We start from the raw sequence: 19774 nt of genomic DNA, 5'->3' as shown, positions 1-19774 counted from the left end.
TGCCATGAAGCCCATCCCCCGTCCGCTGCTGGAGACCCTCGATGAGCGCATCCTGTACTCCGCCGACCCCGGACCCGCCGGGCTGGTGGCCGCGGTGGCCGGTGTCGACCACCAAGTCCAGGATGCGGCGCCGGCGGATATCCGGGGCACGGAGCTGGTCTTCGTGGACAGCCGCAGCCCGGACCGCCAGCAGCTCCTCGACGACTTCGCCGCCCAGCAGCAGGCCGGGCGGCAGCTCGAGGTCGTGGTGGTGGATGCCACGGACGATGGAATCGGAGCGATCAGCCGCAGCCTGGAAGGGCGCGGTGATGTGTCGGCGATCCATATCGTCGGCCACGGCGAGGCCGGCAGCGCCCAGCTCGGCGCATCCCGCCTCGACGGAGACACGCTATTGCTGCGTGCCGGTGACATCGCCGCCTGGGGCGATGTCCTTGCCCCGGACGCCGACCTGCTGCTGTATGGCTGCGATGTGGGCGCCACCCAGGCCGGACGGGATCTGATCAATGGCCTGGCCCAGCTCACCGGCGCCGATGTGGCGGCGAGCGATGACTCTACGGGGAGCAGCCTGCTGGGGGGCGACTGGCAGCTTGAAGTGCAGCACGGCCGGGTCGACACCGCCAGCATCACGTCGGCCGCCGGACAGGCCCGCTGGCAGGGGCTCCTGAACACCTACACGGTGAGCAATACGGCGGATTCGGGCGCGGGCTCCCTGCGCCAGGCGATCATTGATGCCAACGCCAACAGCGGCGCGGACTCGATCGACTTTGCGATCAGCGGCACCGGGGTGCATACGATCAGCTTGTCGACGATCCTGCCCACGATCACCGGTACTGTGTCGATCGACGCGACCACCGATGACAGCTTTGCGGCCAATGACGGGCGGCCTGCCGTGGTGATCAACGTGAACGGGCTCACCGGCAACGGCCTGACCCTGGCGGCAACGGCGGATGGTTCGAGCATTCGCGGGCTGGTCATCAACAATTACACGTCAGCTGCGATCTATATCAATTCCGGCTCGGACGGCAACACGATTGCCGGTAATTACCTGGGCGGGCTGGATGCCAGCGGCAATCAGATCGCCGTGACCAGCAGCTCCTACACGGTGTTCGTGGCGGGCGCCAACAACCACATCGGGGGGAACACTACCGCGGATCGGAACGTGATCTCATCAGGGACGAGCGGGAACTACGGCATTCTCATTTTCGGAGCGGCGGCCAACGGTAACATCGTGTCGGGCAACTACCTTTCCACCGATGCCAGCGGAAACACCGCATTCTCGACGTCAACGACCCCGGTCTCCATTCAGGGCAACGCCAGCGACAACGTGGTCGGCGGCGCAGGCGCAGGTGCGGGGAACGTGATTGCCTCCGCAAACAACTTGCCCGTCTATATCTCACAGGGCAGTGGCAACGTGGTCCAGGGGAACCGTATCGGAGTGTCCGCATCGGGCACCCACTGGTCCGGCTCCGATGCAGGTGTCCGTGTCGACTCGGGAACCGTCAGCATTCTCGACAACTGGATCGCCGGCGGAACCCGCGGAATCTGGCTCAATTCTTCGTCGGGCAGCGTCATCCAGGGCAACCGCATCGGCACCGACCTGGCCGGCACTGCCAACTGGGGGCCGTCCCAGTACGGGATCCTGATCCAGGGCAGCAACAACCTGGTGGGTGGTACCGGGGCAGGGCAGGGCAACATCGTGGCCAACAGTAATCAGAGCGGTGGTGCCAACGACGGTATCGGCGTGCTCAGCGGCACCGGCAATGCCCTGCTGGGCAATTCCATCTTCGGCACGAAAAGCGCGAGCGGTGCCCTGGGCATCGATCTGGCCGGCGATGGCGTAACGGCCAACGACAGCCTTGATGCGGACAGTGGCGCCAACAATCTGCAGAACTACCCGGTGCTTACCCTGGCCAAGACTGACGGCAGCGGCCAGGTCTCGGTTTCCGGCAGCCTCAACAGCACTGCCAGCAGCTACTTTCGCGTTGAACTGTTTGCCAACCCAGGCGCCAGCAGCACGGGGTACGGTGAGGGCCAGATTTACCTGGGCTTCGTCAACGTTGCTACTGACGCCTCGGGAAATGCGGCCTTTTCAAGCACATTGAGCGCTGCAATTCCCATCGGTTATACGCTTTCCGCCACGGCAACCAAGTCCAGTTCGACTTACGACACCTTCACCGATACATCGGAATTCGCCCGCGATGCCGTGGCCCTTTCCGAGACCCAGGGTACGATCACTGTAGACACCGCGGCCGATACCGCAGACGGGGACACCACCAGCCTGTCGACGCTGCTCGCCAACAAGGGTGCCGACGGAAAGGTGTCGCTGCGCGAAGCCATCACCGCGGCCAACAATACCGCCAATGGCAGTCTCGCAGACCTGATCACCTTCTCAATTTCGGCCTCCGGCGTACAGACGATCTCGCTCTCGTCGGCATTACCCGGCATTACCGATGCGGTGATCATCAATGGCGCAACAGAACCGGGCTATGCCGGCTCGCCCCTGATCGCGATCGATGGCGGCAATTCGATCGGCAACATGCTGACGCTCGGCACCGGGTCAAGCGGCAGCACATTGCGCGGCCTCAATCTACAGAACTTCACCGGCTACGGCATCTATATAAACGGCAGTTCAAACAACACGATCGCCGGCAACTACCTCGGCACCAATGCCGCGGGTGACGCGCCAGCCGGCACCAGCACCAACCCGATCGTGATAAACAACGGTAACAACAATCTCATCGGGGGCAGCACGGCCGCCGAGCGCAATGTGATCGCCGGAAATTACTATTCCGGCCTCTTGTCTACGGGCACGTCCACCGGCAACCTGGTCCGCGGCAATTATTTCGGCATCAACGCCGCAGGCACGACGATTGTCGGGTCGGCCATCATCCAGATCGAGATGGCCTCGCCGGGTAACACGATCGGCGGCAGCGGGGTCGGCCAGGGCAATGTGATCAGCGGAAAGCTCACCGACGTCTGGGATTTCATCGATCTCTGGGAGGTCGCCAGCAATACGGTGATCCAGGGGAACATCATCGGGCTCAATGCCGCCGGAACGGCAGCCCTGACCAGCACTGGAAATGACGGGATCTACATCCGTTCGAACAATAACCTGATCGGCGGCACAAACCCGGGCGAGGGTAACGTGATTGGCGGTGTCGTCAAATACGGGATCCATATCGCCAACTCAGGCAGTGGCGGCAGCGGCAATATCATTCAGGGCAACTACATCGGTACCGACATCTCCGGCACCGTCACCATCGCCAACGGACTGGGTGGCGTTGCCATTGATACCAACGCCAACAGCAACTTGATCGGGGGTGTTGTTGCGGGGGCTGGCAACCTGATTGCAGGCAATACAGGCAACGGCGTTCTCCTCCGAAGCAGTGCCGGCAGCGGGAACAGCATACTGGGCAACAGCATCAGCAACAGCAGCGCCCTGGGTATCAATCTGCAGGGAGGAACGGAGAACGGTAGCGGCGTTACTGCCAACGATGTCGGTGACGCCGACAGCGGCCCCAACAACCTGCAGAACCACCCGGTGCTCACGAGCGCCTTCTTCTCCGGCGGCGACACCACCGTCACCGGTACGCTCAACAGTACGGCCAGCACCAGCTACCGTATCGAGTTCTTCTCGTCACCCACGGCCGATGCCAGTGGCCATGGTGAGGCCAGCACCTACCTGGGCTTCGTCAAAGTCACCACCGATGCGTCAGGTGACGCCAGCTTCACCGCTATGCTGAGCGGCGTGCTGGTGCCCGCAGGCCATGCCGTCACCGCCACCGCCACGGTCGATGTGGGCGGGGGCAACTACGGCAGCACTTCCGAGTTCTCGGCGAATGTCCTGCTGGTGGCCAACACGGCTCCCACCATCACCCAGGGTGCCACCACCGGGATGGGCGCCGCTTACCCCGAAGACTCCGCCTCCGCAGGCTTCCCCGTGTTCGGCGTCATTGGCGCGGTCAACTGGAGCGATCCAGATGCCGGCGCCGTACGCGGCATGGCCCTGACCGGCACCACCGGCAATGGCACCTGGCAGTACTCCACCGACCTGGCGACCTGGCACGACGTGGGCGCGGTGTCGGGCAGCAATGCACTGCTGCTGAGCGACACTTCGTGGCTGCGCTATGTGGGGGACGGCGCCAACGCGGAGAGTCCGACGATCCAGTTCCGGGCCTGGGACATGAGTTCCGGGACCACCTCCACCAATGCCGCACCCTCCTACGTCAGCCCGGATGCCGGTGGCGGCACATCCGCCTTCAGCAGCCAGACCGCCAACGGCTTCACCGTGATCACGGGCGTCAACGACGCGCCGGTGTTGACGCCCGCCAGCCCGGTACTCGCCGGCATCAGCGAGGACCAGACGTCCAATGGCGGGCAGACGGTGGCCAGTATCCTGGGCGCGAGCGTGACCGATGTGGATGACGGAGCCCAGCAGGGCATTGCAGTGGTGGCCACAACGGACGGTAATGGCAGTTGGCAATTTTCGACCAACGACGGTGCCTCGTGGAGTGCGGTAGGCGTCGTGAGTGATGGCAACGCCTTGCTGCTGCGGGCTGAAGACAAGATCCGCTTTGTTCCGGACGGCCTGAACAGCACGTCTGCCAGCATCAGCTATCGCGCCTGGGACCAGAGCAGCGGGGCGGCTGGCAGCAAGGCGGACAGCAGCAGCAATGGCGGCACGACGGCCTTCAGCGTGGCCACGGACACCGCATCGCTGACTGCAAGTGCAGTGAATGACCCCCCGGTGATCACCAGCAGTGCCACCGCCAGCCTTGCCGAGAACACGACCGCCGTGCTCACGGTCACCGCCACTGACGTTGACCTTCCTGCCCAGCCCCTGAGCTACTCCATCACCGGCGGTACCGACGCCGCGCTGTTCCAGATTGATGCCAACACGGGTGCCCTGAGTTTCATCAGCGCGCCGGACTTCGAAGCCCCGACAGATACGGGTGGCAACAATGTCTACGACGTGACGGTGCAAGTCAGTGATGGGGCCGGCGGCAGCGCCAGCCAGTCAATCGCGGTCACCGTCACGCCGGTGAATGACAACGCCCCGGTGATCACCGGCAGCGCCACTACCAGCGTGGCCGAGAACTCGATCGCGGTCCTGACCGTCACAGCGACGGATGCGGACCAACCGGCCCAGCCCCTGAGCTACGCCATCAGCGGAGGTGCCGACGCCGCACTGTTCCAGATCGATGCCAACACGGGGGCCCTGAGCTTCGTCAGCGCCCCGGACTTCGAAACGCCGACGGATGCCGGTGGTGACAACGTCTACAACGTGACGGTGCGGGTCAGTGATGGGGCCGGCGGCAGCACCAGCCAGGCAATCGCTGTCACTGTGACACCCACCAATGACAACGCCCCGGTGATTACCAGCAGCGCCACGGCGAACGTGGCCGAGAACAGCACAGCCGTCCTCACCGTCACAGCGACGGATGCGGACCAACCGGCCCAGCCCCTGAGCTACGCCATCAGCGGAGGTGCCGACGCCGCGCTGTTCCAGATCGACGCCAACACGGGCGCCCTGAGTTTCATCAGCGCCCCGGACTTCGAAACGCCGACGGATGCGGGTGGCAACAACGTCTACGACGTGACGGTGCAAGTGACTGATGGTGCCGGCAGCACCAGCAGCCAAGCCATCGCAGTCACCGTGACCGACCTGAATGACAACGCCCCGGTGATCACCAGCGGTAACACCGCCAGCGTTGCCGAGAACACGACCGCCGTGCTCACGGTCACCGCCACGGACGTCGACCTTCCTGCCCAGACTCTGAGCTACAGCATCAGCGGTGGCGCTGACGCCGCGTTGTTCCAGATCGACGCCAACACCGGCGTGCTGAGCTTCCTCAGCGCCCCGGACTTCGAAGTGCCGACCGATGCCGGTGGTAACAACGTCTACAACGTGACCATGCAGGTCAGCGACGGCGCGGGTGGCAGCACCAGCCAGGTGATCACTGTCACCGTCACGCAGGTGAATGACAACGCGCCAGTCATTACCAGCAGTGCCACGGCCAGCGTTACCGAGAACAACACCTCCGTCCTCACCGTAACGGCGACCGACGCCGACCAACCGGCCCAAACCCTGAGCTACACCATCAGCGGCGGCGCTGACGCCGCGTTGTTCCAGATCGATGCCAACACGGGGGCCCTGAGCTTCGTCAGCGAACCGGACTTTGAAACACCGACGGATGCGGGCGGCGACAACGTCTACAACGTGACGGTGCAGGTCAGCGACGGCGCAGGCGGTACCACGGACCAAGCCATCGCCGTGACGGTGACTGACTCGAACGACAACGCTCCGGTGATCACCAGCAGCGCCACGGCGAATGTGGTGGAGAACTCGACAGCAGTCCTTACCGTCACAGCGACGGATGCCGACCAACCGGCCCAGACCCTGAGCTACGCCATCACCGGTGGCGCCGACGCCGCGTTGTTCCAGATCGATGCCAACATCGGCGTGCTGAGCTTCATCACGGCACCTGACTTCGAAGCGCCGGCGGATGCCGGTGGCAACAACGTCTACGACGTGACGGTGCAAGTCAGCGACGGGGCCGGCGGTAGCGCCAGTCAGGCAATCGCTGTCACTGTGACACCCACCAATGACAACGCCCCGATGATCACCAGTAGCAGCACGGCCAGCGTGCAGGAAGGCGGAGCTGTCGTCCTAACCGTAACGGCGACGGATGCCGACCAACCAGCCCAGCCCCTGAGCTACGCCATCAGCGGCGGCGCCGATGCCGCACTGTTCCAGATCGACGCCAACACCGGCACCTTGAGTTTCGTCAGCGCGCCGGACTTTGAAACGCCGACGGATGCCGGTGGTGACAACGTCTACAACGTGACGATACAGGTCAGCGACGGAGTCGGCGGTACCACGGACCAGGCCATTACCGTGACGGTGACTGGCGCGAATGACAACGCGCCAGTGATCACCAGCAGCGCCACGGCCAGCGTTACCGAGAACAACACAGCCGTCCTCACCGTAACGGCGACGGATGCCGACCAACCAGCCCAGCCCCTGAGCTACGCCATCAGCGGCGGCGCCGATGCCGCACTGTTCCAGATCGACGCCAACACGGGCGCCCTGAGTTTCATCACCGCCCCGGACTTCGAAGTGCCGACGGATACCGGCGGCAACAACGTCTACAACGTGACCGTGCAGGTCAGCGATGGGGCTGGCGGTACCACGGACCAGGCCATTGCCGTGACGGTGACTGACTCGAACGACAATGCGCCAGTAATCACCAGCAGCGCCACGGCGAATGCGGTGGAGAACTCGACCGCAGTCCTTACCGTAACGGCGACAGATGCGGACCAACCGGGCCAGACCCTGAGCTACGCCATCAGCGGGGGGGGCGATGCCGCGCTATTCCAGATCAATGCCAATACCGGCGCCCTGAGCTTCATCAGCGCCCCGGACTTCGAAACCCCGGCGGATGCAGGTGCCAACAACGTCTACAACGTGATGGTGCAGGTCAATGACGGAGCCGGCGGCAGCACCAGCCAGGCAATCGCTGTCACCGTCACGCCGACCAATGACAACGCCCCGGTGATCACCAGCAGCCGCTCTGCCAACGTGGCCGAGAACTCGACCGCCGTCCTCACCGTGACCGCCACAGACGCCGACCAACCGGCCCAGCCCCTGAGCTACGCCATCAGCGGCGGTGCCGACGCCGCGCTGTTCCAGATCGACGCCAACACCGGCGCCCTGAGCTTCATCAGCGCGCCGGACTTCGAGGTACCGGCCGACGCGGATGGGGATCGCCACTACGAGGTCGTACTCACCGTATCCGACGGCAACCTGGACAGTTCCGTCCTGCTCACAGTCTCGGTGACTGATCTGGGCGAGACACCGGGTGACAACGATGGGCGCGTGTCGGTCCGGGAAGACGAGATCTATATTTTTACTGCATCGGATCTGGGCCTGGATGCTGCGGCGAAGCAGCCTCTCTCCGTACAGATCACTGTCTTGCCATCGCAGGGCGCGCTTGTCCTGGGCGGTGAAGCCGTGGCACAAGGCCAATGGATCAGCCAGGCCGATATCGTGGGTGGCCGACTTGGTTATCTATCGCCCCAGGATCAAAACGGCAGCGACTACACCAGCTTCGGCTTCCGGCTCCGCGATGAGACGAGCGGGCTGGCAGGGCAGGGGCACTCGATGGTGATCGATGTGGTCCCGCTCAATGATCTGCCGGTGCTGACGACCGCTGTACTGGAGATCAATCAGGGTGGGCAGACTTCCGTGCCGGCCAATGTGTTGCGTATCCATGACGTGGATACCTCGCCAGCCGCGCTCCGTCTTGTCGTCGACCAGGCGGAGCACGGCCATTTCGCGTACAGCACGGCACCCGGCACGCCTGTCAGCCAGTTCAGCCTTGCCGACCTGGAGAGCGGCAGGGTCATCTTTGTCCATGACGATTCCGCTGCCCTGCCCATCGTCCGCATTCACGCCGACGATGGGCAGGATTCGAGTCCCTCCTTGCTCATGGGGATGTCCTACCTGCCGGTCACAGGCTCCACGCCCACTCCGCCATCGGTGCAAACTCCGCCGGGCGCGCCGGCTCAAGAGCCGCAACAGCCGGCCCAGCTGCCACAACAGGGTGTCACGCCGCCACTGGCGCCCCCTGCGTACCCTGCGCGTCCTGCCGCACCGGAGCTCGCCGCACAGGGTGCCGAAATGCCGGGCCATGCGGGTGATGGCACTGCGGCGACCATACCTATGGCATCTTCGCTTGCGCCGGATCTGCCCAACGGCCGCCACATCATCACCATGACCACCCTACGCCTGGAGCGGGCGCAGATCATGTTGACCCTGGGCCACGACATTGGCGGAGCATTGATGGAGTTCCTGCTCTCCGGCGACGTGCCCGGGCGCAGCGTCGGCGGTGGCGGAGAGGGAATCGATCGGGCAGCGTTCGTCTCAGGCACTGCGCCGTCACCCCGCGACGACAATGCTTACGCGGATGCCCAGCTCGCCCTGCAGGCGGTCAGGATGAGCGGCTTCGTGCTCTCCATCGGCACCATCTGGTGGGCAATCCGGGCCAGTGGCCTGGTTGCCAGCATGCTGATGGCGGCGCCGGCCTGGATCACCTTCGACCCTTTGCCGGTACTGGGTCCGAAGGACAAGGACGAGTCGCACTGGGGTGAGGCGGACGATGCCGGCTCTGCACCCGACGAGGGTAATGTGGAAGAAATGTTCGAGCTCGTGGACGATCGCGGGGCCTGGTCATGAAGCTTCCGCGCCTTTTCCTGAGCCCGGTCGCCCGCATCGCCCTCGGCTTGGTGGCGCTGCTGCTGTCCTTGTTGATTGCCCTGGATCTCCTGTTCGGGCTGCTGCCCGACCGCGTTGAACAAGTGCGTCAAGTCCGGCAGCAGGTCAGCGAAAGCCTGGCCATCCAGAGCACCAGCCTGCTTCAGTCCGGAGACCTTGCAGCGCTTCACCGCACCCTGCGCGAGATGCTCGAGCGCCACCGGGATCTGCGCTCCATCGCGGTACGCCCGGCGCGGGGGGAGGTGCTGGCCCAGGCTGGCGAACACGGCATTCACTGGCACCCCCCGGAAGACGGCTCCTCCACCCTCGACCAGATCCGGGTTCCGGTGTTGTCCGACGGGATGACCTGGGGCGAGGTCGAGCTGGCTTTCCGGCCCGCCCTTCCGGAAACGGCCGCTGAGTGGTTGTCCTACCCGAGCGTGGTGGCCCTGGGGCTCATCGCCCTGGCTAGCTTCGGTGCCTTCTACCTGTACCTGAGGCGGGTGCTCGAGTACCTCGATCCAACCAAGGCCATCCCGGACCGGGTCCGTACCGCTTTCGACACGCTGGGCGAAGGCGTGCTCATCCTCGACAAGCAGGGCAGGGTGATCCTGGTCAACAGGGTTTTCCGGCAGTTTCATCCCGCCGCGAGCGACGAGGTGATCGGGCGCAAGGTGGCCGACCTGGACTGGCTGGTGGCCGGCTTCCGGGAGCGTGCCGCAACCCGGCCCTACCCGTGGCTGAGCGCGATGGAGCAGCGCACCCAGATCCAGGACGAGCCGCTCGAGATCGCCGTCGCCGGAGACGACGAGCCGATGCGCGTGCTGGTCGGCTGCGCCCCCATCCTGGACGGGCAGGGCCGCCTGCGGGGCTGCCTGGTGACTTTTTCCGACGTCACCGCGCTGCACCGGATCAACGCACAATTGCTGGTGACCCTGAGTGACCTGGAAGCCTCCAGGGAGGAGATCCGGCGCCAGAACGAAGATCTGTACCGCCTCGCCACCCGCGATCCGATGACCGGCTGCCTCAACCGGCGGGCCTTCTTCGAAGGGGCTGATCCCCTCTTTGCGAGGATCAGCGGCGAGCATGGCGAGTTGTGCTGCGTCATGAGCGACATCGACCACTTCAAGTCCTTCAACGACCGCTACGGCCATACCGTGGGCGACATGGTCATCAAGTCGGTGGCCAAGTGCCTTGGTTCCGAACTGCGCGAGGTGGACCTGCTGTGCCGCTACGGTGGCGAGGAGTTCTGCATCCTGCTGCCCGGTTCGACCACAGAGCAGGCCCGGGACGTGGCCGAAAGGCTGAGGGCATCGATCGAAAGCCACGCCGGAGCGGCGGTCCGCGACATCCCCGGCATCCAGATCCGGTCCAGTTTCGGGGTGGCATCGATCAAGCTGGGCGCCAAGGACACGGCGGAATTGATCGACCAGGCCGACAACGCCCTGTACCAGTCCAAGCAGAATGGTCGCAACAGGGTCTCCGTCTGGGCTGGAGAGCGTTCGGTGGGCGGGTCATGATGGCTGCGTTTGAGCCCCGGCTGGCATCCGTCCGTTGAGGAGGCGGCATCCGGCAACGTGAAATCGTCGAAACCCATTTTGAGCACTTCGCTATAAGATCGTGTTTCGCAGGTAACCCGTTTAATCTCTTGAGAGACCTCCATGGATTTCCTCGCCCCAAGCCCTTCACAGCCCGCCTCGAACGAGGAGGGCGACCGTGCCCCGGGGTGGTGCATCCTGATCGTCGATGACGAGCCGGAAGTTCACGCGGTCACCCGCCTCGCACTGCGGGGATTCGAGTTTCAGCAGCAGCGGATCGAACTCCTGTCGGCGCTGTCGGCAGCGGAGGCCCGGCTGATCTTCGAGCAGCGGAACGACATCGCCCTCGCCTTGATCGACGTGGTGATGGAAACCGAGCATGCGGGCCTGGACCTGATCCATGACATCCGCGAGGTGCGCAACAACCGCAAGACACGCCTGGTGCTGCGTACGGGCCAGGCCGGGCAGGCTCCCGAAGACCGGGTGATTCGTGATTACGAGATCGACGACTACAAGGAAAAGACCGAGCTCACCACGCAGAAGCTGCGCACCCTGTTGTATTCGAGCCTGCGCGCCTACCGGGACATATGCGTCATCGAGGCGCAGCGGGACGGCTTGAGCCGCGTGCTGGAGTCCTGCTCGGCGGTGCAGAACAGCACCACCTTCAAGCAGTTTGCATCAGCGGTTCTCGGGCAGCTCACGTCCCTCCTCAACCTGGGCCATTCGGCGCTCTACTGCATGGAGTTGCCCGATGCGGACAACACCGAGCGAGAGCCCCGGATCCTCGCAGCCACCGGCGATTTTGTGCGCTACATCACCGGGGCCCTGTACGAAGAGTTGCCGCCCGAGGTGGCGGCACGCTTCAAGCAAGCCATCGCCCTCAAGCGCTCCTGTAATTACGACGATGCCTATGTGCTCTACATGCAGGGCAAACGGGGGTGCCGCAACCTGCTCTACGTGTCCCATTACGAGCCTCTGAATGACCTCGACCGGCAGCTCCTCGAGCTCTACATCCGCAATGTGGCCATCACCTTCGAGAACATCAACCTGTTCGATGACTTCCAGGAAACAGCAAAAGAGCTGGTCTACACCCTGGCGGATGCGGTGGAGGCCCGCAGCCGGGAAACCGGAGCCCACGTGTTGAGGGTCGCCCTGGTCAGCGAGCGGCTGGCTGAGCTATACGGTCTGCCGGAACGGGAGGTGTCGCTCATCAAGCTCGCATCGCCGCTTCACGACATCGGCAAGGTGGCGATTCCGGATGCCATCCTGCACAAGCCGGGAAAGCTGTCCCCGGAGGAGTGGGCCATCATGCAGAAGCATGTGGACTACGGCGTGGATATTCTCAAGGGGTCCCGCCGGGAAGTCATGCAGACCGGTGCGCTGATCGCCGGCCATCACCACGAAAAATGGGATGGAAGCGGTTATCCGGCTGCAATCACGGGAGAGCAGATACCGATCTGCGGGCGCATCACGGCGCTTGCAGATGTATTCGATGCACTGGGGGCCAGACGCAGCTACAAGGAGCCCTGGCCAGACCCGGACATCCTCGCCTACATCAGGGCCGAGCGTGGCAGGCACTTCGATCCGGCCCTGGTCGACCTTTTCATCGAGCATTTCGATGAGTTCGTTGCCATCCGGCAGCGCTATCCCGACGAGGAGTCTCACTGACAAGCAGGCATCCCGGAAAAAAAAGGGAGGTACTCGTGAAAATCGCAGTTCCGCGCAGCCTGTCCTTCAAGCTCATCCGTTCTGCGCTGATCAGTGCCCTGGCGCTCGGGTTACTGATCAGCGCCATCCAGATCTCATCGGATTACTTCAAGACCCGCCAGCTGCCTGACTCGGAAATGGCGACCCTGATCAGCCTGCTGAAAGAGCCCGCAACGGCCATTGTCTTCAGCCTGGATCCAGGGACAGCCCACGAGCTGCTCAATGGTGCCCTGCGTCATCCGGCCGTGTCGAAGATCCGCATCGTCCTTGCCGATGGCAGCGTGTTTGCCCAGCGCGAGCGCCCCATGGTCAGCCCGGAGGGCCGATCGGTGAGTGATCTGCTGTTCGGCTCCAGGCGCGACTACAGCTGGGATCTGAGCACCCGCTTTCCGGAGGGGGCCGAGCTTCTCGGCAGGCTGGAGGTGAGCGTCGACACCTACCACTATGGCAGCGTCTTCCTGGAGCGCATGCAGATCACGCTGGGCGGCACCCTGATATACGCGCTGCTGTTGAGCGCCATCACCCTCGTGTTGTTCTACCTGCTGGTTGCCCGCCCCCTGGTCAGCGTCATCGATTCGATCGTGCAGGTGGATGTGGACTCACCCGAGAAGGCCCGACTCAGCGAGCCGGTCGGACACATGGATGACGAAATCGGTCTCCTGGTCCAGGTGACCAACGCCCACCTGCAGACCATCGACAGCAGCCTGCGCCATGTCCGGGAGGCGGAAGACCAGCTCAAGCGCTACTCCGACTCCCTCGAATTTACTGTGGCGGAACGCACCCGCGCGCTGTCTGAAAGCGTTTCCCAGTTGCAGGCCACCCAGAATCACCTCATCGAATCCGAAAAGCTGGCCGCACTGGGCGGCCTGGTGGCGGGGGTTGCCCACGAAGTGAATACCCCACTGGGGATCGCGGTGACCGCATCATCCGTGCTGGGAGACGCCGTGGCTGATCTGAAGGCCGGATTCGAGGCGCGCACGCTGACCAGCGAACACTTTGCCGAACTGCTCCAGGTCATCGAGGACGGCAATGCCATGCTCGGCAAGAACCTGGAGCGGGCCGCCCACCTGATCCGCGATTTCAAGCGGACAGCGGTGGATCAGGTTTCGGAGGCGTGCTGCGAATTCGATATCCGCCAGGTCATGGACGCATTGATCGCGAGCCTCCATCCCGAAACCTCCAAACGGGGCGTGAGCCCCTGCTTCGAGTGTCCCGAAGGTCTTGTCATGCGGAGCCTGCCCGGTGTCTTGACCCAGGTGATGGCCAACTTGGTCATCAACAGTCTGCACCATGGCTTCAGCGGAGTCCGCCATCCCGAGATCCACATTGCCGTCCGGGAGGAAGGCGAGCGGATCGTCGTCGAATACCGGGACAACGGGGTGGGCGTCTCGAAAGCGCTGCACGAGCGCATATTCGAGCCCTTCTTCACCACCAGGCGGGGGCAGGGTGGTTCCGGCCTGGGGCTCAACATCGTCTATAACCTGGTGACCCGCAAACTGCTCGGCCGTCTCGACTTCCAGTCCGCCCCGGGTGCCGGGGTCAGCTTTGTGCTTGATCTGCCGCGGCGCCTGCCGCTTGAACCAGGCAGCCCGGGCGCCTCGCCCATTCCCGGAGCCCCCTCATGAAACGCATTCTCAGGCGGCTGGCCGTGCTCGCCCTGTCTCTGCTCCCCGTCCTGCCCGCCTTGGCCGGAGAGACTATTGTCATCGCGGCGGAGGACGACTGGCCGCCGTATTCGTCGGTCAAGGCGGACAAGTCCGGTCCGGAGGGAGTCACCCCGGAACTGGTCCGGGCCGCCTTCAAGCTCAAGGGCGTGGAGGTCCGCTTTCTTACCGTGCCCTTCGCCCGCTGTCTCCATTACGCTGAAACCGGTCGTGCCGTGGGGTGCTTCAATGCGACCATCGTGGAGGGCAACCGGAACACCTTTCATTGGCATGCCACCCCGATGTTCTCAGAAGAGCTTGCGATTTTCGCACGCAGCGATCTGGGCGAGGACCAGCTGACCCTGAAGGATCTGGAGGGCCAGACGGTGAGCATCACCATCGGCTACACCTATCCGACCGAGCTGATGCACAACCAGCGGATTGTGAAGTTCTCCGCCACCTCGGATGCACAGCAATTGCGCATGCTGGCTACGGGGCGTGTCCGCTATGCCCTGGTCAATACCTTGCCGGGCTATCTGCGCATCAATGCCGATCCAGCCCTGCGCGGCCGCGTCCAGAGGGTCGGGCAAATCAGCGTGGATGGCTTCTGGATCGCCTTTTCAAAGACACATCCCGACGGCAAGCGGATGGCCGGAGTTTTCGAGGAGGGTCTGCAGCAACTGAAAGCCAGCGGCCGCTACGACATCATGCTGCGCAATTTCCGCAAGCGCGTTGGCGCTGATTGAATAGGACCGCCAGCCCGTGCCAGTTCCAGGGCAAACGCCGGGCCGTCCCAGGCTCTCCTGTCCCCCACGGCTGGGCACAGCCCGGCCTTGGGGGGCTCGTATCACTTCGCTGCGCCGGGCTCCGTCACGAAGGCCACCTTGCCGAGCCCGTGGCGGCTGGCCGCCGACAGCAGCTGGGCCACGTGGTCGTATTCCGCGCGCTTGTCCACCTGCAGGTGCAGCTCGGGCTGGGGCTGCTGGGCTGCGCTGGCTTCCAGGCGGGCATCCAGGCTCTCCACTGCCAGCGCTTCGCCATTCCAGCTCACGGCGCCGTCGGCGCTGATGGACAGGTTGATCTTCTGCGGCTTGATCTCCTCCTTCTGGCTGGACGCCTTGGGCAGGTCGAGCTTCACCGCGTGGTTGATCACCGGAACGGTGATGATGAAGATGATCAGGAGCACCAGCATGACGTCCACCAGGGGCGTCATGTTGATTTCCGACATCACATCGCCGTCATCGTCGAAGTCGCTGGTGTTGAAGCTCATTGGGCTTCCTTCCGGGTGGGCAGGGGGTGGATCCGGGCGGGGTGGCGACGCACCTTTCCACCGGTCACGAGATAGGCGTGCAGGTCATGGGCGAAGTGCTTCAGGCGGGCCAGGATCTCCTTGTTGCCACGCACCAGGGCGTTGTAGCCGAGCACCGCGGGGATCGCCACGGCCAGGCCGCCGGCGGTCATCACCAGCGCCTCGCCGACCGGGCCGGCCACCTTGTCGAGGGTGGCCTGACCGGCTGCGCCGATACCCACCAGGGCGTGATAAATGCCCCACACCGTGCCGAAGAGGCCGACAAAGGGCGCGGTCGCCCCCACCGAGGCGAGGATCGACAGGCCAGCCTGCATGCGGCCGGTGGTGTCATCGATGGACTGCCGCATGGTGCTGGTGACCCAGTCGTTCAGGTTGAGCACCCCGTGCAGTTCGTCCTGGTGATTGACGTGGTGGCTCACCGCCTCGGTACTGCGGGCGGCCAGGTCGCGGAAGGGGTTGTCGGCGGAAGCCGGGGTGAGCGCTGCCATGCCGTCGTCAAAGCTGGTTGTGTGCCAGAACTGCTTGGCGCCGGCGCTCATGCGGCGCAGCTGGACCAGGCCCCAGGCCTTGACCAGGATGACCGACCAGGAGGCCAGCGACATGATGACCAGGATGATGGCCACCGCGTGGGAGACGCTGTCCCCCTGGGACCAGATCTGGCCGAGACTGAAGGTATGTTCGTTCATGGAAGTTCCTTTTGGGGGATTTGGAAGGCGGATTGATCAGGAGTCGAGGGTGAAGTCGATGGGGACGCGCACCGTGCCGGCCACGGCCTGGTCGCCCTGGCGGGCGGGCACAAAGCGCCAGCTGCGCAACACCGTATCGCGGGCCACGTCGTCGAGGCGGGGGTAGCCGCTGCTCTTGGCGATGGTGACCTCCAGGGGCTTGCCGTCGGCCCCCACATGGACGCGCAGCATCACCCGGCCTTCCTCGCCCATACGGCGGGACAGCCTGGGATATTCAGGGATGGGATTGGCCAGGTAGGCCGCATCGAAGCGCGGCGCCACGACCGCGACGGGGGCCTCCCTGGCGGGCGTCGGAGCCGGTGGCGTGGGGGCTGCGGCCGCGGCAGGGGCGGTGATTTCGACCGGATTGGTCGCCGTTGCCGCCGAGGTGAGAACCGGCTGGCTGGTGCTCTGTACCCGGGGTGTCGGCTGGTTTTTCGGTTGGGTGGTCTTGCTCACCGTCTTTTCCGGGGGCTTGACCGGCTCCGGCTTGGGCTTGGGTGCCGGCTTTTCTTCGGCCTGGGTGACCAGCGAGATCGCCATCAAGGGCTGCGGAGGCACGACCGGCGGAGTGCTTTCCCCGATGCTGCGAACGATCGCCACAAGCATCCCCACATGGAGGAGGGTCGCCACGCCAACGCCGGTAGCGTTGCGCCTCAGGCTGTTCGAGACGAGCCCGGCACGGGGCAACACCGCGGAGCGGGCGGGCTGATCGGTTGCAGCAGGGGCCTGCGCACTGAGGGCAAGCGTCATGTCGGTCTCCAGTTAGGGCATGTCCTGGCTGGCTTGCGACATTGCCCTGGGGGCAAGTGCTGGCTGGCTGAGAGGGGCACCGATTGCGGAAGGGCTGGATAAACTCCGCGAATACAAATGCGAACGATTCGCATTTTATTGTCTTGTTACAGGCCGGTCAAGGCTAAAGACCGTCGCAGTGCAACAAATTTCTGGCGCGCCGCAGCAGCCTGTCACGTCGGGAACTTCTCCCATGGCGCGGGAGGGGCGCCCCTCGTAATCTCCGCACCGTCCACACAAAAATACCGATCTGGAGACTTTCCGCGATGCGTCTGTCCAAGCCCGAACCTCGTAGCCGGGTCCGCCCCCTCGCCGTGGCGCTTGCCGCCCTGTTTGCCGGCCACGCCCAGGCCGCCGATGATCCGATGACGGTCACGCCGACCGTGACGGTCATCGGCCAGACGCCGCTGCCCGGCCTCGAGCTGCCGGTGGAGCAGATTGCCGCGCCGGTGCAGAGCGCCACCGCCAAGGACATCGATGACAGCCAGGCGCTCGACATCTCATCTTTCATCAACCGCCGCCTCAACGGCGTGCATGTCAATGAAACCCAGGGCAATCCCTACCAGGCGGATGTGAATTACCGGGGCTATACCGCTTCGCCCTTGCTGGGTACCGCCCAGGGCCTGTCGGTGTATTTCGATGGCGTGCGGGTCAACCAGCCCTTCGGCGACGTGGTCAGCTGGGACCTCATTCCCAAGTCGGCGATCGCCTCGATCAATCTCATGCCGGGCTCCAACCCCCTGTTCGGCCTCAACACCCTGGGTGGCGCCCTGGCCATCCAGACCAAGGAGGGGCGCACCCACGCCGGGACGTCCGTGCAGGCCACGGCCGGCTCCTATGGGCGTCGCTCCGTCGAATTCGAGCACGGCGGCTTCAACGAGCAGGGGCTCGAGTGGTTCGTCACGGCCAACCATTTTGAAGAGAACGGCTGGCGTACCAACTCGCCGTCATCGATCCGCCAGGTGTTCGGCAAGCTCGGCTGGCAGGACGCCCGCAGCGATCTGGACCTGACGCTCGCTTACGCCGACAACCGCATGAACGGCAACGGCCTGCAGGAAGGCCGGATGCTCGCCAATGACTACAGCAGCATCTACACCCAGCCGGACATCACCCGCAACCGCTCCCTGTTCATGAACCTCACCGGCAAGCACAGCCTGAGCGACAACGCCCTGGTGTCGGGGAACGTCTATTACCGCAAGATCACCGGCTCGACCTACAACGGCGACATCAACGAGGAGGCGCTGTCGCAGTCGCTCCATCAGCCCAGCGCGGGCGAGCGCGCAGCGCTGGCCGCCGCGGGCTATACCGGCTTCCCGACCAGCGGTGCCAATGCGTCGAACACGCCTTTCCCGTACTGGCGCTGCCTGGCCAATGCCTTGCTGGCCGACGAGCCGAACGAAAAGTGCACAGGTCTGATCAACCGGACCCGGACCGACCAGGAAAACTTCGGCATGTCGGGGCAGGTCTCCATCAGCGGGCAGCTCGGCGACCGCAAGAACCTGTTCATCGCCGGCGCCGGCTACGATCAGAGCAACCTGCATTTCCAGCAGTCCGGCCAGTACGGCTACATCAATCCGGATCGCAGCGTGACGCCGGTGGATGCATGGGCGGATGGCAGTCAGAATGCTGGCGCAGGCGAGGAGGCGCTCGACAGCCGGGTGAATCTCAACGGTCGCACCCGCACTTACAGTGTCTTCGCCACCGACACCCTGTCCCTCAACAACCACTGGCACGCCACCGTGTCCGGCCGCTACAACCGTACGGCGCTGAAGAACCGGGACAATCTGAACCCCGGTGGCGGCGATGACTCGCTCGATGGCAATCACAGCTTCAGCCGCTTCAACCCCGCGGTGGGGCTGACCTTCACTCCGTCGCGCAGCTGGAACGCCTATGCCGGCTACAGCGAAGGCAGCCGCACCCCGACCTCCATCGAGCTGGGCTGTGCCAACCCGGAGAACCCGTGCAAGCTGCCCAACGCGATGGCCGGTGATCCGCCGCTCAAGCAGGTCGTGACCAAGACCTGGGATGTGGGCCTGCGTGGTCAGCTGAACACCGTGACTCACTGGAACCTCGGGGTCTTCCGCGCCACCAACCATGACGACATCCTGTTCGTCGCCGACGAACAGCTGGGCTACGGCTACTTCAAGAACTTCGGCAAGACCCGTCGGCAGGGTGTGGAGGCCGGTGCCAGCACCGCCCTTGGTCCCGTCAGCCTGGCCCTGTCCTACACCTTCCTGGATGCCACCTACCGCTCCGCCGAGGAAGTGGGCGGGACCGGCAACAGCACCAACGAAGAGGGCCCCGGCATGGAAGGGACCATCGACGTGCGGAAGGGGGATCGTATTCCGCTGACCCCACGGCACATCGTGAAGGCCTCGGCGGCTTACCGGATCACCAGCGCCTTCTCGGTGGGTACCGACCTGGTCGGCGTATCCGGCTCCTATGCCCGTGGCAACGAGAACAACCAGCATCAGCCTGACGGCACTTATTACGTGGGCTCCGGCCGCTCCGGCGGCTACGCGGTGTTCAACCTCAACGCCCGCTACCAGGTGGACCGCCGCCTGCAGGTGTTCGGCCAGATCAACAACCTCTTCGATCGCCAATACACCACAGGTGCCCAGCTGGGCTCGACCGGCTTCAACGCAGACGGCAGTGCTCTTGTGGCGCGTCCCTTTGGCGCGGTGAATGGGGAGTATCCCCAGGTGGGCTCGACCTTCTATGCACCGGGGGCACCGCGCACCGTGTGGGTCGGCGTGCGCTACAGCCTCTGACCTGATCCAATCCCGCCTGCCGTGCGGCAGGCG

The 19774-nt window shown here is 64.4% G+C and carries 9 protein-coding genes; 6 read left to right on the top strand and 3 right to left on the bottom strand.

Annotated elements, in window-relative coordinates:
• The first annotated feature begins 4 nt into the window (after positions 1 to 4).
• From HHL15_RS01445 to HHL15_RS01425, 5 genes are all read left to right on the top strand, one after another.
• Positions 5 to 9238 (top strand): cadherin domain-containing protein, encoded by a 9234-nt coding sequence (locus HHL15_RS01445; protein WP_169144031.1) that lies wholly within the window; start codon positions 5 to 7, stop codon positions 9236 to 9238.
• Positions 9235 to 10776: a sensor domain-containing diguanylate cyclase gene (locus HHL15_RS01440; protein ID WP_169144030.1), complete on the top strand. Its 1542-nt coding sequence runs from the start codon at positions 9235 to 9237 to the stop codon at positions 10774 to 10776. The genes HHL15_RS01445 and HHL15_RS01440 overlap by 4 nt, the downstream gene beginning before the upstream one ends.
• Positions 10777 to 10917: 141 nt before the next feature.
• A complete protein-coding gene (locus HHL15_RS01435) occupies positions 10918 to 12462 on the top strand; it encodes a DUF3369 domain-containing protein (RefSeq protein WP_169144029.1) in 1545 nt (514 codons plus the stop codon).
• A gap of 35 nt (positions 12463 to 12497) precedes the next feature.
• Positions 12498 to 14126, top strand: coding sequence for an ATP-binding protein (locus tag HHL15_RS26850; protein ID WP_169144028.1), 1629 nt, complete (start codon positions 12498 to 12500; stop codon positions 14124 to 14126).
• Positions 14123 to 14890, top strand: coding sequence for a substrate-binding periplasmic protein (locus tag HHL15_RS01425; RefSeq protein ID WP_169144027.1), 768 nt, complete (start codon positions 14123 to 14125; stop codon positions 14888 to 14890). Before HHL15_RS26850 ends, HHL15_RS01425 begins: the two co-directional genes overlap by 4 nt.
• A 101-nt stretch (positions 14891 to 14991) precedes the next feature.
• On the opposite strand, the gene HHL15_RS01420 is transcribed toward HHL15_RS01425, so the two are convergent.
• The 3 genes from HHL15_RS01420 to HHL15_RS01410 are packed head-to-tail and all read right to left on the bottom strand — an operon-like array spanning position 14992 to position 16931.
• Positions 14992 to 15414 carry an ExbD/TolR family protein gene (locus tag HHL15_RS01420; protein ID WP_169144026.1) on the bottom strand — a complete coding sequence of 141 codons (423 nt, stop codon included), beginning with the start codon at positions 15412 to 15414 and terminating at the stop codon, positions 14992 to 14994.
• Positions 15411 to 16139 (bottom strand): MotA/TolQ/ExbB proton channel family protein, encoded by a 729-nt coding sequence (locus HHL15_RS01415; protein WP_169144025.1) that lies wholly within the window; start codon positions 16137 to 16139, stop codon positions 15411 to 15413. Before HHL15_RS01415 ends, HHL15_RS01420 begins: the two co-directional genes overlap by 4 nt.
• 36 nt (positions 16140 to 16175) lie before the next feature.
• The gene (locus HHL15_RS01410; RefSeq protein ID WP_235943163.1) at positions 16176 to 16931 is read right to left on the bottom strand and encodes an energy transducer TonB; all 756 of its coding nucleotides are present in this window, start codon (positions 16929 to 16931) and stop codon (positions 16176 to 16178) included.
• A gap of 305 nt (positions 16932 to 17236) precedes the next feature.
• Between HHL15_RS01410 and HHL15_RS01405 the strand changes: the two genes are divergently transcribed.
• Positions 17237 to 19741, top strand: coding sequence for a TonB-dependent receptor (locus HHL15_RS01405; RefSeq protein ID WP_169144024.1), 2505 nt, complete (start codon positions 17237 to 17239; stop codon positions 19739 to 19741).
• Positions 19742 to 19774 lie beyond the last annotated feature (33 nt).

The sequence above is a fragment of the Zoogloea dura genome (assembly GCF_012927165.1).
Taxonomy (GTDB): domain Bacteria; phylum Pseudomonadota; class Gammaproteobacteria; order Burkholderiales; family Rhodocyclaceae; genus Zoogloea; species Zoogloea dura.
This window is presented reverse-complemented; position numbering and strand designations above follow the sequence as displayed.